This window comes from Marivita cryptomonadis (genome assembly GCF_002115725.1).
GTDB lineage: Bacteria > Pseudomonadota > Alphaproteobacteria > Rhodobacterales > Rhodobacteraceae > Marivita > Marivita cryptomonadis.
Window position 1 is genome coordinate 265,049 of the sequence record NZ_JFKD01000001.1, and the last position, 15,695, is coordinate 280,743.

Below are 15,695 nucleotides of genomic sequence, written 5' to 3' on the forward strand. Positions count from 1 at the left end.
GTTTATTGCCGGGGGCTCCTCCTCTGAACCGTCCGGTTAGTTTTGGTTCTTCACGACTTTTCCAAGTGCGTTGAACCAAGCTCTTTTGTGACGTCGCGCTCTCATCAATCCGGAAGATGTCACTGTGTGTTCAAAGCTTTGTTCCAAGCTTGTTGAATCTCGACGCCGTTCTCCTGGGCTATGCGCACCAGCAAATCGTCCTTCCTAGTTCCGGACGTTGCTCCAACATCGTTCAATGCTCTCTGGAAGCTGGTGACGGCCTCGTTTTCCATTCCAAGAGCAGCAAGAGCGATACCTCTTTCCAAGTGCAAGATCGAACCTTCGGCGCGCTCGATTGGAATAAAGCGCATCCAGCCTCCATACTTTAGTGACCTCTCGCAGTACTTAAGCTTCGTTTCCGGAGGGTTGTCCGTTCCCCGGCATTCTCTGGCGCTAAAGGCTGCGATCATGATGCTGAGCCAGAAAACCATGAACACGCCAATACAGAGGCCCAATCCGATCTGTCGGGTCAGTGACTGCAATGCACGCGTCCTTCCCGTTTATGCTTTCTCCACGCGATGAGAGACGATTGGCTCACGAAACGGTCCATGGCTCATCGAGCCAGTGTTCTTCCAGATTTACCCCATCGCCGATCCGGTCGATCACGGCGAACAGCCCGGTTCCGGCCAGCGGGGTCAAAACCCCGTGCCAGGTGTTGCGGTGAATGTTGATCGCCTGACCGCCTTGAGTCAGGAAGGCGCGCGGTGCGCCGGGTGCGCCGCCAGCGTCCGGGGCGACGATCACCAGAAACGGATCATGGCTCATCGGGACAAAGGCCTGACTGCCCAAAGGGTGCCGTTCCATCAGGTCGAGCGTATAGGGCAGGCTGCGCAGCTCGGCCTTGAAGAGGCTGATCCCGGCGCGACCATCTGCGAAGTCGAGTGATGCGCGGTCATGGTAGCGGCCGCAAAGGCCCTGATTGATGAGCTTGTCCGGGTCGCCCGCGCAATCGAGCAGGTCGCCGAACGGGGCGAAGGCGGTGGCCGTCATCGGCTCTGTGAGGATCTGACGGGTCATGCGCCTAGCTTGTCCAAAAGCCGCAATTCGGCGATGCGTTCGACCTGACGGCATGCTTCGGCGAATTCGGTATCGCGGTCGTTTTCGATGCGACGGTGGAACGCGTCGAGGATGCTTGCCTTGGTGTTGTCCTTGACCGCGATGATGAACGGAAACCCGTGGCGTGCGACATAGTCGGTGTTCAATTTCTGGAACGTGACGCGTTCGTCGTCGGTCAGCATGTCGAGGCCTGCACCCGCCTGTTCGGCCGTGGACTCGGCGGTCAGACGACCCGCAGCGGCGAGTTTGCCGGCAAGGTCAGGGTGGGCGTTCAGCACGCCAAGGCGTTCGTCGTCCGTGGCTGTGCGGAAGGCGCGGAAGAGCAGGCTGTGCACGCCGCGCGCGGTGTCATGGGTCGGGCCGGATTCGTAGGCGCAAGCGCGTTCAGCGATCCACGGGGAATGCTCGAAAATGCCACCGAAGGCTGTGACGAAATCTTCCTGTGACATGTCAGACGGACGCTGCGCGGTGGGCGCGGGGTGTTCCTTGGCCCAGTGCTGCGCGATCTGTTGACGCGTGGCGAACCAGACGCCCTCGTGTCCCGCCATGTAATCCAAGGCCCGTTTGAGCGCGGCGGCGCGACCGGGACGACCGGCGATGCGGCAGTGCAGGCCTATAGAAAGCATCTTGGGCGACCCTTCGGCGCCTTCTGCATAGAGGTAATCGAAGCTGTCCTTGAGATAGCTTTCGAACTGGTCACCGGTGGTAAAGCCCGCCTGAATGCCGAACCGCATGTCGTTGCAATCCATCGTGTAGGGCATGATGAGCTGGTCGATTTCGCCAAAGCGCGACCAATAGGGCAGGTCGTCGGCATAACTGTCGGCGACGTAATCGAACCCGCCCTGTTCCGCGACCAGACGCACCGTGTTGTTCGAACAACGCCCGGTGTACCAGCCTTTGGGCGGTTCCCCGACCACTTCGGTGTGCAAGCGGATCGCCTCAACGATCTGGGCGCGTTCCTCGGCCTCGGGCATGTCCTTGTGTTCGACCCATTTCAGGCCATGCGAGGCGATCTCCCACCCGGCGTCCTTCATCGCAGCGACCTGTTCAGGCGCACGCGCCAAGGCGCTGGTCACGGCATAGACGGTAATGGGGATGTCCTTCATCATCCGGTGCAGACGCCAGAACCCGGCGCGCGATCCGTATTCGTAGAGCGACTCCATGTTCCAGTGTCGCTGACCCGGCCACGGCTGTGCGCCGGTGATCTCGGACAGGAACGCCTCGGATGCGGCATCGCCGTGCAGGATGTTGTTCTCGCCGCCCTCTTCGTAGTTCATCACGATCTGTACGGCGATCTTGGCGCCACCGGGCCAATTGGCCTTGGGCGGGTTGGGGCCGTATCCTGTCATGTCACGGGGGTAGCGTTTCACGTCGGTGTCCTCCTGAGTGGTTGTCTGTGTAATCCGAATAATCCAAATCGTTTTTCAAGAAATCCCGAAAGCTGTCTCAAATGGCTTATCGTTTGCGCATTTTGCGAAGATGGCTGCATAAAGAGGCACTCACACACGAGGAGAGCGCAATGTCCGGTTATTTGACGACCCATGTTCTGGATACCGCGCGGGGCTGCCCCGCCGAGGGGATCAGAATTGTTCTGTCCCGCGTGACCGATGCCGGGCTTGAGCAGATCGCAGAAACCGTGACCAACGACGATGGGCGCACCAATCGTCCTATCCTTCCGGCAGAGCAGTTCCAGACTGGGACCTACGAGTTGGTGTTCTTTGCGGGGGATTACCTGCGGGCGTCAGGACAGGCGGGAGACGATCCGCTGTTCCTTAATCAGGTGCCGATCCGCTTTGGCATGTCGGACGCGGCGGCGCATTATCACGTGCCGTTGCTGCTGTCGCCTTACGGGTATTCGACCTATCGGGGCAGTTAAGAAGACTGCGCCTTTTGTCATTGAAGTGGCCCTGCTGTTTCGGGCTGCTTTGCGCCTGAATCAAGATGCATCTGGTTTAGGTTTCATGCCGCTTGGTTGATCCGTACCGGGTCAAACTATGCGTCGACGTGAGTTCTTGATATCCGTCTTAAAGCGCCCTCGAGATGATCGTGTGAAAATCGGCAAGTGAGGATGAAACCGACATCCGGGTCGCTGTCTGGCGGGATGGATGCGTGGAAACGGTCAGTTTGTGTCCATGACCGTTTCGACACATACAGCTGGGCCGCCAATGTCCCGCACGCTTCAAGGCATCGTTTGTGTGGTGGCTGGAATGGTGCTGTTTGTTGGTCAGGACCTTTTGATGAAGGGTATGCTGACCATCTACCCCGTGTGGATGCTGATCTTCGTCCGTTCGGTTGTTGCCTTGCTGACCCTGCTTCCACTGGTCCTCTGGCTGGGTGCGCCGCACCGCATCTCTACGCCGCTCTGGCCGTGGTATCTGGCCCGTGCGGTTCTGTTTGCCGGCGGTTTTGCGATGTTTTACGCGGCCTTTCCCTTTATGGGTCTGGCCGAGGTCACCACGCTGTTTTTCGCGGCACCGCTGATGACGGCAACCCTCGCGGCTGTGTTCTTGCAGGAAAAGATCGGGATTCACCGCATTCTTGCGTTGCTGGTGGGGTTCTTGGGCGTTGTGATCGCGGTGAACCCGACGGGTGGATCCTTCGGCTGGGTTTCGATCCTGCCGGTCATGACGGCGCTGACCTACGCGATCAGCCAGACTATTGTGCGCAAGATCGGAGAGCAGGACACATCACTTGTGATCGGTCTTTATACGATCTCGTTGTCCGGTGTGGTGATCATCCCAATCGGCTTTGCGGTGACGCAGATGATCGAGATCACGCCGGAGCTTATCCATCTTCGCATGACATGGCCCGTCCCCAGTTTTGATGGTCTTGGCATGTTGGCGCTGCTGGGGGCTATTGGGACAGTGGCCTACACGCTGGTGTCGCGCGCCTACCAGATCGCGAACGCCAGCGTGATCGCCCCGTTTGACTATAGCTACCTGCCGCTTGCCGCGCTTCTTGGATACCTCGTTTGGGGCGAAGTTCCGCATTTCACAACCTTTGTGGGCATGGTTCTGATCGTGAGCAGCGGCATGTACACGGCCTACCGCGAGTTGCGTATCGAGCGCGAGGCCAACGACAACCCGCCAACGGCCCAAACGGTCTTTACGCCCGGCGCTCCTGCTGTGATCTTAGTGGATGCGCTGGATGCCGAAGCGGCTGATCCGGAACAGGAGGTGCCGTCCCGGGAATGACGTCAGGCACGTTTCATGCGCTTTTGATCGCGGTCCCGATCCTGCCGATGACGAAATCCATGAAGAGCCGCGTTTTCGGATCCTGCCTGCGCCGATGGGTGAAAAGGCAGGCCATCTGAACAGGGACGGGTGGCGTGTCTTTGGCCACAGCGACAAGACGCCCGGCGCGCAGGTGGTCGGCAACCTCGAACACGGGTTTGAGCGCGATGCCCTGACCATCCAGCGCCCAGTCTGTCAGCACATCGCCATCATCGGATTCGAACCGTCCCCGGACCTTGAACCGCTTGGGGCCGTCGGCGGTTTGCAACCGCCATTGGAATTCGGTCGCGCCCGGAAACCGCAGGTTCAGGCATTCGTGGTTCTGACTCAGCAGGTCGTCGCCCGTGTTGGGCATGCCGCGTGCCTTGATATAACCGGGTGCTGCGCAGAGCACCCTATCGACATCGGCGATCTTGCGGATACGTAGCGTGCTGTCTTCGGGTTCACCCAGAAACACCGCGAGGTCGAGGCCTTCTGTGGTCAGGTCAACCTTACGGTCCGTGAGGCGCAACCGTACGGACACCTCGGGGTACTGTTCGATAAAGGCAGGCACCTGCGGCGCGATCAGGCGGCGACCGACGCCCAAGGGGGCGGCGACATAGATCGACCCCCTCGGGTTTTCGGTGATGTCGACCACCTGCGCCTCGGCGGCCTCAACCGCTTCGAGCACTTCGACGGCGCCGGCGTAGAACAGCCGTCCCTGTTCGGTCGGTGTCAGGTTGCGGGTGGTGCGTTGGAACAGGCGGACGGACAGATGTTCCTCAAGCTGTGCGATCCGCGTCGAGGTGACGGCAGGCGAAATGCGCAAATCGCGACCAGCGGCGGACATGCTGCCCAATTCGTAGACACGAACGAAGGTTCTGATGTTGTCGAGATAGGACATTATTCGGAGATTCTTGATACAGCTTGGGTTTTCATCGGAATAGCAGAAGAATGGCTCTGCCGCTAGGTTGTCGGAAACTGCCAAAGGGAGCCTCTTGCCATGTATGATTTCGCCGTTCTTTGGGACTGGATCGCCTTTGCGGTACGGTGGTTGCACGTCATCACCGCGATGGCATGGATCGGCGCGTCATTCTTTTTCATCGCTCTGGATCTGGGATTGAGAAAGGCCGCCCATGCGCCTGTTGGCGTGTCGGGTGAAGAATGGCAGGTGCATGGCGGGGGGTTCTACCACATCCAGAAATATCTGGTCGCCCCCGAGAACATGCCCGAACACCTGATCTGGCACAAATGGCAGAGCTATATCACCTGGGTGTCTGGGGCGGCTTTGCTCATGATCGTGTACTGGGTCGGGGGCGAATTGTTCTTGCTCGACCCGACCAAGGCTGATCTTGCGCTTTGGCAGGGGATTGCGATCTCGGGTTTGTCTTTGACCATTGGCTGGTTGCTTTATGACTTCCTGTGCAAGTCGTCCTTGGGGGAACAGCCGACCCTCCTCATGGTACTTTTGTTCGTGATCCTTGTGATCATGGCGTGGGGCTATGATCAGGTGTTCACGGGCCGTGCGGCGCTGCTGCATCTGGGGGCGTTCACGGCGACGATCATGACGGCCAACGTGTTCTTTATCATCATGCCGAACCAGCGGATCGTGGTGGCAGACCTCAAGGCTGGGCGCACGCCGGATCCCAAGTATGGCAAGATCGCCAAGCTGCGATCGACGCACAACAACTACCTCACCCTGCCGGTGATCTTCCTGATGCTGTCGAACCACTACCCGCTGGCCTTTGGCACCGAGTTCGCGTGGCTGATCGCGTCACTGGTGTTCCTGATGGGGGTCACGATCCGGCACTACTTCAACTCCATGCATGCGGGCAAAGGCCAGCCGAACTGGACCTGGGCTGTGACGGCAGTGATCTTTATCGCGATTGCATGGCTGTCGACGCTGGGCGGGACCGAGACCTATGACGAGGCGGCGGAGCGTCCTTTAACAGCCTTCGAGCAGCAGTTTGCATCTGCTGATGGGTTTGAGGATGCCTATAACGTTGTGCAGGGCAATTGTTCGATGTGCCACGCCCGTGAGCCGCTTTGGGATGGCATCCGCTGGGCGCCCAAGGGTGTCTATCTGGAGACCGAGGCGGACGTGGCGCAGCACGCGCAGCAGATCTACCTGCAAGCGGGACGGTCGCACGCGATGCCGCCGCCGAACGCGATCCAGATGGATGCCGAAGCGCGGGCGCAGATCGTCGCGTGGTATCGGAACGCGGATTGATCGGCGGGAGACTTTTCGAAAAGTCTCCCGCAATTCTTCGAAGAATTGCGCGCCCTTAAAGCACAGACTCAAACAACGCCTGCGTGTTGGCCTCGGTCATCTCGACCGGATTGCCGCCTGTGGACGGGTCGTTCAAAGCGTCGCGGACCAGCACGTCGAGGTTGGCATCCTTTACTCCCAGATCGGTGAGCGTTTTCGGGATCGCGAAGCCCGCGTTGAACTGATCGACAAAGGCGCAGAAGCCGTCGAAGCCGCCGTCGATGCCGAGATAGCCCGCCGCGCGGTCAAAGCGGTCGCGGATCGCGTCGGCGTTGAACTTGAGCACGGTGGGCATGAAGACGGCGTTGGTGGTGCCGTGGTGCGTGTGGTGATGCGCGCCGATGGGGTGCGACAGCGCATGGATCGCGCCGAGGCCTTTCTGGAAGGCGGTCGCGCCCATGGCGGCGGCGCTCATCATGTTGGCGCGGGCTTCGATGTCTGTCCCGTCGGCATAGGCGCGCGGCAGGTTGTCGACGACAAGTTTCATTCCTTCGAGCGCGATGCCTTGGCTCATCGGGTGGTAATGCGGGCTGGAATAGGCCTCGACACAGTGGGCGAAGGCATCAAGCCCGGTGCCTGCGGTGATGAACTTGGGCATGCCCACGGTGAGTTCGGGGTCGCAGATCACCACGGCGGGCAGCATCTTGGGGTGGAAGATGATCTTTTTCTCGTGGCTTTCCGAATTGGTGATGACGCTGGCGCGGCCCACCTCAGATCCGGTGCCAGCGGTTGTGGGCACGGCGACGATGGGGTGGATGCCAGCAGGGTCGGCGCGGGTCCACCAGTCGCCGATATCCTCAAAGTCCCACAGCGGGCGGGACTGACCCGCCATGAAGGCCAGTGTCTTGGCAAGGTCGAGGCCGGAGCCGCCGCCAAAGGCGATGACGCCGTCAAAACCGCCTTCACGGTAGACCTTGAGGCCTTCTTCGACGTTCTTTTCATTCGGGTTGGGATCGACATCCGAGAACATCGCGCGGCCCAGACCCGCCTGTTCGACAAGGTTCAGGGTCTTGGTGGTGATCTCCATATCCGCAAGGCCCCGGTCGGTGACGAGGAGCGGCTTGGAGATGCCAGCGGCAAGGCACGCCTCGGCGATTTCCGAGATGCGGCCCGCGCCGAAGCGGATGGCGGTGGGGTAGGACCAGTTTGCAGTGAGTGCCATTGCGGTCATGCCTTCTTGAGGTGGTAGGATTTGGGGCGAGTCAGAGCCTGATACGCCAGTTTCGATAGACCTTGCCCGCGGCCGGTGTCTTTGCACCCAGTCCAGCAGAGCGCGGGGTCGAGGTAGTCGCAGCGGTTGAGGAAGACGGTGCCGGTTTCGATCCGGTCACCAAGCGCCTCAGCGGTTGCGATGTCGGCGGACCAAATGGAGGCGGTGAGGCCGAATTGGCTGTCATTCATCAGGGCGATGGCTTCTTCGTCGTCTTTGACGGGCATGATGCCGACAACGGGGCCGAAGCTTTCGTCGCGCATGACGCGCATCTTGTGGGTGACGTTGGTCAGGATCTGTGGGGTCAGGTAAGCACCGCCATCGTCGGCTGGCATGGTGTCGATATGCGCTTTCGCGCCATCGGCCAGAGCTTCTTTGATCTGAGCGCGGACTTCCTTGGCGAAACGCACATTGGCCATGGGTCCCATGGTTGTGTCCGGATCCAGAGGGTTGCCGAGTTTCTGCGCGTTGACCCATGCGACGGCCTTTTCGACGAACTGGTCGTAGAGGTTTTCATGTACGTAGATGCGTTCGATGCCACAACAGCATTGGCCCGAGTTGAACATCGCACCATCCAGCAGCGTATCGACTGCCGCGTCGATATTGGCGTCGGCGCGGACATAGCCGGGGTCTTTGCCGCCAAGTTCGGTCGAGACGGGCATGAACGTACCAGCCGCCGCGCGTTCGATGGCCTGACCACCGCCGACCGATCCGGTGAAGTTTACGAAGTCCACTGCCCGTTCCGAAAGCAGGGCAGAGGTCGTGTCGTGGTCGAGGACGAGGTTCTGGAATACGTCCGCAGGAACGCCCGCCGCATGGAAGGCTTCGGCCAGATGGTCGCCTACGGCCAGCGTTTGGCCAGCGTGCTTCAGGATCACGGTATTGCCCGCGATAAGGGCAGGGGCCACGGTGTTGATTGCGGTCATGTAGGGGTAATTCCACGGCGCGATAACCAGAACGGTGCCCCACGGGGTGCGCTTGATCACACGGCGGAAGGCATCGCTGTCTTCGATCTCCAGTGGGGCGAGGCTGTCTTCGGCCACGTCTGCCATGTAGGTCAGACGTTCGTTGAAGCCGCCGAATTCGCCACCGTAGCGGATCGGACGGCCCATCTGGTGCGCCAGTTCGGTCGTCATGCGGTCTTGCTGCGTGCCAATGATCTCGGCTGCTTTGCGGACCATCGCGATGCGTTGGGAGACAGGGCGCGCGGCCCAGTCGGCTTGGGCGGCTTTGGCGCGGTTGGCGGCGGCAAAGGCAGCGTCTTTGGTCAGCACTTCGCGCGTAAGATACACCGATCCGTCAATCGGTGAGATCAGGTCTACGGTCTTGGTCATTTGATTGCCTGTGTCATGTCATGTTCGAGTTCGTTCAGGCTGGTCTGGTGGATCAGCCATTTTCCGTCTGGATCTTTTTTCAGAGTGTTCAAGCTTGCTCCGTAGATGCGAGTTTGCCCCTGCTCGCCCGAAATATCTGCCGAATAGGCAACGAGGCAAAAACCTGTAGCACCATCCAGAGCTGCGTCGAGCACGGTCATCGACTTGTTTGTTTCGCCTTCTAGAAACCATGCGGCATGTTCGTCGCGGATAGCAGTCCGGCCTATGGCCGGAGGTCCGTAGGGCGAAAGGATTACCGCATCCTCAGCGTATAGGTCTGCGCATCCTTCGGAATCATGAGCTGCGTACCTTTCTAGGTAGCTGTTCATGAGACTTTGGAATTGCACCACAGCTGTCATGGTCAGGCTCGTTCAAATCCGCGTTGGAGTTCCCAGTCGGTTACAACGGCGTCAAAGGCTTCTTGTTCCACTTCGGCGGCGCGGGTGTAGTGGTCGATCACGTCATCGCCCATCGCTTTGCGGAGCATGTCGGAACTGCGCAGTGTTTCGGTGGCGGCGCGCAGGGTGTTGGGGATCTCGGGGATGCTGGTCATGTTATAGACGTCGCCCGAAACAGGTTCTTCCAGAGACAGCTTCTCCTCCATCCCGGCGATGCCAGCGGCAAGTTGCGCGGCGCAGGCGAGGTAGGGGTTTATGTCGGAGCCGGGGATACGACATTCGATCCGCACGCCCTTGGTGCCATCACCCACAAGGCGGTAGCCTGCGGTGCGGTTGTCGACCGACCATGCGATTTTGGTCGGGGCGAAGGTGCCGGGCAGGAAGCGTTTGTAGCTGTTGACGTAAGGCGCAAGGAAGACGGTCATATCCGGGGCGTATTTGATCAGGCCCGCGACGTAGGACTTCATCGTGTCCGACATGGTCAGCTTGGCATCTGCGTCGTGGAACACGTTGGTGTCGCCCTTGAACAGCGACTGGTGCACGTGGGCGGCGCTGCCGACCTTGGCCGCGTGCCATTTGGGCAGGAAGCTTGCCGCATGGCCGTGCATCTGGGAGATTTCCTTGACCGCGTGTTTGGCGATCGTGTGATTGTCGGCGCAGGCGAGTGCATCGGCGTAGCGGATGTTCAGCTCTTCCTGACCAGTTTCGGCCTCGCCCTTTGAGTTTTCAACGGGCACACCGGCGGCCACCAGATGGTTGCGGATCGGGCGCATCACGTGTTCTTCGCGGGTGGTCTGAAGGATGTTGTAATCCTCGTTGTAACCGCTGATCGGGGTCAGGTTGCGGAAGCCCGATTTTCGGATTTCGTCGTAGCTGTGTTCAAACAGGAAGAACTCCAGCTCGGTCGCCATCATTGGCGTCAGGCCCATCGCATCAAGGCGTGCGACCTGCTTCTTGAGCATCTGGCGCGGGGAATGGGGTACGGGTTCGTGCGTGTTATGGTCGATCAGATCGCAGAGCACCATCGCCGTGCCTTCAAGCCACGGCATCACGCGCAGCGTGGTCAGGTCTGGCTTCATGACGTAGTCGCCATAGCCCGCTTCCCAGCTTGTGGACTTGTAGCCATCGGGTGTGGCCATTTCGAGGTCGGTGGCCAGCAGGTAGTTGCAGCAATGGGTTTCTTTCCATGCTGACTCAATGAAGTTCGAGACGTGGAAGCGTTTGCCCATCAGACGTCCCTGCATGTCGACCATGCAGACCAGAACAGTGTCGATTGCGCCGGTTTCGGCTTTGGCTTGCAGGTCATCAAGGGTCATGTGGGCCATCGTTTCGTCCTTTCATTCACGATCAAAGCGACCCCCCGCAGGGGATCGCTTCGGAGTGCTGCCTTGTTCGATTATTCGAAGTTGTAGGGCGCACCAGCTTGGTTGATCACGCTGTTGTACTCGCGGAAGATGTTGATGATCTTCTCTTGGATCTCACCTTCCGCAGCAACCTCATTCCAGAACTCCTTGGCCGCGTTTTCAACCTCGGCCCATTCGCTTGGCGGCACCTGGCGCAGTTGCAGCTTGTCGCCATTGGCGCGCAGTGCCGCTTCGCCGCCCCAGTACCACTGGTTGCGGTAGGTGTGGCCCGCTTCGGTTGCCGCCATGACAACGGATTTGAGGTGATCCGGCAGGTCAGCCCAGCGTTGCTGGTTGATGAACCACGATCCGATCCATGCACCAGAGATGTTGTTGGTGAGGAAGTAGTCGGTCACGTCAGCCCAGCCCACGGTGTAGTCTTCGGTGATGCCGGACCATGCCATGCCATCAAGCTCGCCCGTCTGAACCGCGACTTCGGCATCCTCATAAGGGATCGACACAGGGACGACGCCGAATTTGGACAGGAAGCGACCAGCGGTTGGGAAGGTGTAAAGGCGCAGGCCGTCGAGGTCGGCGACCGAGGTGATTTCCTTGGTGGTGTTAAAGTTGCACGGATCCTGACCTGCGGCCGAGATCCACTTTACGCCGACCTTGTTGTACTCTTCTTCCCAGATTTCCTTGAGGCCGTACTGGTTGAACAGCACCGGCACGTCGAGGATGTGCTTGGTGGCAAAGGGGAAGTAGCCGCCGAACTGGCGCAGCGGGGTCGGGGACGCCATGGAGTCGTCGTCCGAGTGCACGCCGTCGATGGTGCCGCGCTGAAGCGCTTGGAACAGTTCGCCAGTGGGCACGATCTGGTCCGCGTAGAACAGTTCGACTTGGAGTTCGCCGTTGGAATTGGCGTTGATGTAGTCGATGACCGGTTTGGTCACGTGTTCACCCAAGGCGGCCCCGGCATAGGTCTGGAAGCGCCAAGTGATCGCGGATTGCGCCTTGACGACCGCGGGGGCGGCAAGGGTTCCGACACCGGCGATCCCTGCGGTTTTTAGAAACTTACGTCTGGTGGTCATATTATGTCCTCTCAGTTGGTTTGGGTTTCTGCGCTCCGTTCGCGGAGTCTTGATTGTGGTTATTTGTCATACACGTATTCCGGCAGCCAAAGGGCGATTTGCGGGAAAATCATGATCACGGCCAGCGCGATGACCATCACCAAGACGAAGGGGATGATCGACACATAGATGTCACGCAGGCCGATTTCTGGCGGGGCCATGGCGCGCATCAAGAAGAGATTATAGCCGAAGGGTGGTGTCATATAGGCGATCTGGGTCGTGATCGTATAGAGTATGCCGTACCAGATCAGGTCGAAGCCAAGCGCGCCCACCAACGGGACGTAGAGTGGCGCGACGATCACCAGCATTGCGGTGTCGTCAAGGAATGTGCCCATGACGATAAAGCTAAGCTGCATCAGGATCAGGATCACCCAAGGGCTGAGGCCGAGTTGATCGGTAAAGAGGTTCTCGATTGCCTTGACGGCCCCCAGACCGTCGAACACTGCGCCAAAGGCCAGTGCGGCGAGGATGATCCACATGAACATGCAGGAAATGCCGAGCGTGTTGCGCACCGAATTTTCGAATACCTCGCGGGTCATGCGACCCTTGAGAACAGCAGCCATGAAGGCGGCGATGGCACCGATGGCCGAGCTTTCGACCAGCGAGGTCCAGCCGTTCACGAAGGGGACCATCATGATGAAGAAGATCGCTAGCGGGAGGAGACCAGCGCGCAGGAGGCGCAGCTTTTCGGCGCGGGGGATGTCGCGTTCTTCTGCTGGCAGGACGGGGCCAAGCGACGGGTTCAGTTTGCAACGGACCACGATATAGACGACGAACATCGTCGCCATCATCAGGCCGGGGATCACACCGGCGAGCCACAGCTGGCCAACGGGTTGGCGGGCGATCATCGCGTAGAGAACCAGCACCACCGAGGGTGGCACAAGAATTCCCAATGAGGACCCGGCTTGGATCACCCCGGTGACCATTCGTTTGTCGTATCCTCGCCTCAGAAGTTCGGGCAGCGCGATGGTGGCGCCGATGGCCATGCCGGCCACGCTCAGTCCGTTCATGGCAGAGATCAGAACCATGAGCCCGATGGTGCCCACGGCAAGACCACCCGACAGCCCGCCCATCCAGACGTGGAACATCTTGTAAAGATCATCCGCGATGCGGCTTTCCGACAGCACGTAGCCCATGAAGATGAACATCGGCAGGGTCAGAAGCGGATACCACTTCATCAGCTTCATCGCCGCCGAGAAGCCGAGGTCGTATCCGCCACGATCCCCCCAGAGGAAGAACGCGGCAACGACAGCCACAAAGCCGATAGCGCCAAACACGCGCTGCCCCGTGAGAAGCATCAGCATCATGGTCGAGAACATGAGCGCCGCAATCATCTCGTACGGCATCAGACCTTGGCCCCCATGTCATGTCCCTTAAGGCGCAGGATGTCCTTGGCCAGTTCGCACAGCACTTGCAGCAGCATCAGGAAAATGCCGATCACCATGATGGTCTTGATGGGCCACAGGTAGGGTCGCCATGCAGTTGGGCTGCGCTCCATAAAGCCGATTTCTTCGCTTCCCGTGACGAGGCCCGCGAAAAAGCCGATGGGCTCGGACCCGAAATAGCCAAAGGAATAGGCTGTGGAAGCGATGCCGCCGTAAAGCAGGAAGCCGAGATAGATCAGCAGGAAAACCACCGTCATTGCGTCAATCCCGGCTTTGCGGCGGTCGGACATTTCGCCATAGATCAGGTCCATTCGCACGTTCGACCCCATCTGGATCGAGTACGGCCCGCCAAGGATGTAATAGGCGACCATTGCGAACTGGGCCATTTCCAGTGTCCAGAGCGACGGCAGGAAGAACACCTTGGTCACGGATGACCAGAGCAGGATGCCCATCATCACGAAGATACCGTACATGACAATACGCCCGATCATGCGGTTGACCGGGTCGATCACGCTGACATAGGCCTGCAGCACGCGGATCATAGCGCCTCCTGCTTAGCGAGAGCTTTGGTCAGCATGGTGGCAATGACATCAGCAAACCGTGCAACTCCCGTAGTGTCAGAGAGCAGGTCGTTGCGTACTTCGATCATAACGTTTTGTAACCCGCGCGGGATGGCATGCTCGCGCAGTGTGTGGGTGACGCCGTCGGTCACCGAATAGGGCGCGTTGAGCCGTGCATCTAAACCGTCCGGCCTGTTGGCCAGCATCGCGCGCGCCAGCCTGTCGTCGCTATCGTGAAGCAGGCCCAGTTCCACCTCGCGCGGTTGGCCGAACCAGATGGGTGTAAAGGAATGAATGGTGACAAGCAGAGGCGGTGTCGCGAAACGCTCAAGCGTCGTGCGGAGCAGGTCTTTGAACGGGTCATAGACGTCTGACACACGTGCAGCGCGGGCGACATCGGACAGGCCGACATTGCCGGGAACATCTACGACCTCGGACCGTTCGGGGATCGCGCCGGGGGCGCTGGGCGGGCGGTTGCAGTCATAAACCAAGCGCGACACGCGCGAGGCCACCAGCGGCGCATCGAGTTTCGCAGCCAAGGCCGTCGCCAGATCGAGACCGCCGATATCCCACGCTGCGTGGCTTAACCGGTGTTCCGGTGCAACGCCCAAATCGGCCAGAGCGGGTGGAATGAGGGCGCTTGCGTGTTCGCAGACAAGACATATCGCTGCCCCGCCTTGAGGATTGATCACCTCTGCGGCCGGCCCGTCATTCGGGCCCAGAATCGTATGATCTTTGGCTGTGCTCACGCCGTCATTAGGGTTGTGGGTCTTGGACCTGTCAAGACAATTTCGTTGATTATTGTACCAAGATGAGTATCAATGTAGCGATTGCTACAAAAGGCGTCAGGCGATGGCGAAACCCCTTTCGGTCAAAGACAGGCTGCACGAGCAGGCCGGTGTGCTGACACCTGCAGAGCGGCAATTGTCCAGCGTTCTGATGCGCGATTACCCGGTGGGTGGCTTGCAATCCATCACCCGCATTGCCGAGGCGGCGGGGGTGTCGACACCGACCGTGATCCGTCTTGCACGCAAGCTGGGATTTGACGGCTTCCCCGAATTGCAGGCCGCCATGCGCGACGAGGCGTCAGAGCAGTTCAAGACGCCTATCCGCAAGCGCGAAGGCTGGGGGGATACCAAACCCGGATCGGCGGCCTTTACTGCCTTTGCCGAAGCCGTGTTCGACAATCTGAGTCGGACAATTGACCGGCTGGAGCCGGGAACGCTGGATGCCATCGCTGGGGTTCTCGCGGATCGGCAGAGGCCCGTCTACTTGTCCGGTGGCCGGATCACGCGGTCGAATGCGGATTACTTCTACAACCACCTTCAGATCATTCGCCCTGCGGTGACGTTGCTTGGCGCGTCGCCAAATGTCTGGCCGCAATACATTCTGGACATGGACCGCGCGTCGGTTCTGATTTTGTTCGACATCCGGCGCTATGAGCGGGATCTTGAACGCCTTGCTGAGTTGGCGAAAGAGCGCGGGGCCGAGATTATCCTCTTCACTGATCAGTGGGGGTCGCCGATCTCTGGGCTGGCGGACCATGTGGTGAACGCGATGATCGAAGTGCCGTCGAGCTGGGATTCGACGCTGGCCATCAACCTGATCATCGAAGCGCTTGTGGCTGAGGTACAGACGCGAGTCTCCGACACAGCCCGCGAGCGTATCGAAGCCTTGGAAGATATGTTCCGGTCGACACGGATTTTCCGAAAACCCTGAG

At 59.6% G+C, this 15,695-nt stretch carries 16 protein-coding genes; 4 read left to right on the forward strand and 12 right to left on the reverse strand.

Annotated elements, in window-relative coordinates:
• Positions 1–119: 119 nt before the first annotated feature.
• Genes MCRY_RS01230 through puuE form a run of 3 tightly spaced genes read right to left on the reverse strand, consistent with a single transcriptional unit; the run spans position 120 to position 2,465 of the window.
• Complete coding sequence (locus tag MCRY_RS01230; protein WP_085627634.1) at positions 120–521, reverse strand: hypothetical protein; 402 nt, start codon at positions 519–521, stop codon at positions 120–122.
• A gap of 52 nt (positions 522–573) precedes the next feature.
• Complete coding sequence (locus tag MCRY_RS01235; RefSeq protein ID WP_085627635.1) at positions 574–1,056, reverse strand: ureidoglycolate lyase; 483 nt, start codon at positions 1,054–1,056, stop codon at positions 574–576.
• Positions 1,053–2,465 (reverse strand): allantoinase PuuE, encoded by a 1,413-nt coding sequence (gene puuE, locus MCRY_RS01240; RefSeq protein ID WP_244897870.1) that lies wholly within the window; start codon positions 2,463–2,465, stop codon positions 1,053–1,055. Before puuE ends, MCRY_RS01235 begins: the two co-directional genes overlap by 4 nt.
• A gap of 149 nt (positions 2,466–2,614) precedes the next feature.
• On the opposite strand from puuE, the gene uraH reads away from it, so the two are divergent.
• Together uraH and MCRY_RS01250 are read left to right on the forward strand one after the other, a co-directional pair.
• A complete protein-coding gene (gene uraH, locus MCRY_RS01245; protein WP_085627637.1) occupies positions 2,615–2,971 on the forward strand; it encodes a hydroxyisourate hydrolase in 357 nt (118 codons plus the stop codon).
• 289 nt (positions 2,972–3,260) lie between these two features.
• Positions 3,261–4,289 (forward strand): DMT family transporter, encoded by a 1,029-nt coding sequence (locus MCRY_RS01250; protein ID WP_238939721.1) that lies wholly within the window; start codon positions 3,261–3,263, stop codon positions 4,287–4,289.
• A 13-nt stretch (positions 4,290–4,302) separates the two neighbouring features.
• Here MCRY_RS01250 and MCRY_RS01255 read toward each other — a convergent pair whose 3' ends face one another.
• Complete coding sequence (locus MCRY_RS01255; RefSeq protein WP_085627638.1) at positions 4,303–5,211, reverse strand: LysR family transcriptional regulator; 909 nt, start codon at positions 5,209–5,211, stop codon at positions 4,303–4,305.
• 99 nt (positions 5,212–5,310) lie between these two features.
• Here MCRY_RS01255 and MCRY_RS01260 point away from each other — a divergent pair, with 99 nt between their 5' ends.
• Positions 5,311–6,537, forward strand: a complete 1,227-nt coding sequence (locus tag MCRY_RS01260) for a urate hydroxylase PuuD (protein ID WP_085627639.1) — start codon at positions 5,311–5,313, stop codon at positions 6,535–6,537.
• A 55-nt stretch (positions 6,538–6,592) separates the two neighbouring features.
• On the opposite strand, the gene MCRY_RS01265 is transcribed toward MCRY_RS01260, so the two are convergent.
• From MCRY_RS01265 to MCRY_RS01300, 8 genes are all read right to left on the reverse strand, one after another.
• On the reverse strand, positions 6,593–7,738 hold the full coding sequence (locus MCRY_RS01265; protein ID WP_085627767.1) for an iron-containing alcohol dehydrogenase: 1,146 nt from the start codon (positions 7,736–7,738) through the stop codon (positions 6,593–6,595).
• Between the two features lie 5 nt (positions 7,739–7,743).
• Complete coding sequence (locus tag MCRY_RS01270; RefSeq protein ID WP_085627640.1) at positions 7,744–9,120, reverse strand: aldehyde dehydrogenase family protein; 1,377 nt, start codon at positions 9,118–9,120, stop codon at positions 7,744–7,746.
• A complete protein-coding gene (locus MCRY_RS01275) occupies positions 9,117–9,518 on the reverse strand; it encodes a YybH family protein (protein WP_085627641.1) in 402 nt (133 codons plus the stop codon). Before MCRY_RS01275 ends, MCRY_RS01270 begins: the two co-directional genes overlap by 4 nt.
• 2 nt (positions 9,519–9,520) lie before the next feature.
• Complete coding sequence (locus tag MCRY_RS01280; protein WP_085627642.1) at positions 9,521–10,882, reverse strand: glutamine synthetase family protein; 1,362 nt, start codon at positions 10,880–10,882, stop codon at positions 9,521–9,523.
• A gap of 71 nt (positions 10,883–10,953) precedes the next feature.
• Positions 10,954–11,991: a TRAP transporter substrate-binding protein gene (locus MCRY_RS01285; RefSeq protein WP_085627643.1), complete on the reverse strand. Its 1,038-nt coding sequence runs from the start codon at positions 11,989–11,991 to the stop codon at positions 10,954–10,956.
• A 59-nt stretch (positions 11,992–12,050) separates the two neighbouring features.
• Positions 12,051–13,376 (reverse strand): TRAP transporter large permease, encoded by a 1,326-nt coding sequence (locus MCRY_RS01290; RefSeq protein ID WP_085627644.1) that lies wholly within the window; start codon positions 13,374–13,376, stop codon positions 12,051–12,053.
• Entirely contained in the window at positions 13,376–13,957 is a 582-nt protein-coding gene (locus MCRY_RS01295; protein WP_085627645.1) for a TRAP transporter small permease subunit, read from the reverse strand. Before MCRY_RS01295 ends, MCRY_RS01290 begins: the two co-directional genes overlap by 1 nt.
• Positions 13,954–14,724, reverse strand: coding sequence for an N-formylglutamate amidohydrolase (locus MCRY_RS01300; RefSeq protein ID WP_085627646.1), 771 nt, complete (start codon positions 14,722–14,724; stop codon positions 13,954–13,956). The genes MCRY_RS01295 and MCRY_RS01300 overlap by 4 nt, the downstream gene beginning before the upstream one ends.
• Before the next feature lie 103 nt (positions 14,725–14,827).
• Between MCRY_RS01300 and MCRY_RS01305 the strand changes: the two genes are divergently transcribed.
• Positions 14,828–15,694: a MurR/RpiR family transcriptional regulator gene (locus MCRY_RS01305; RefSeq protein ID WP_085627647.1), complete on the forward strand. Its 867-nt coding sequence runs from the start codon at positions 14,828–14,830 to the stop codon at positions 15,692–15,694.
• Position 15,695: the final 1 nt, after the last annotated feature.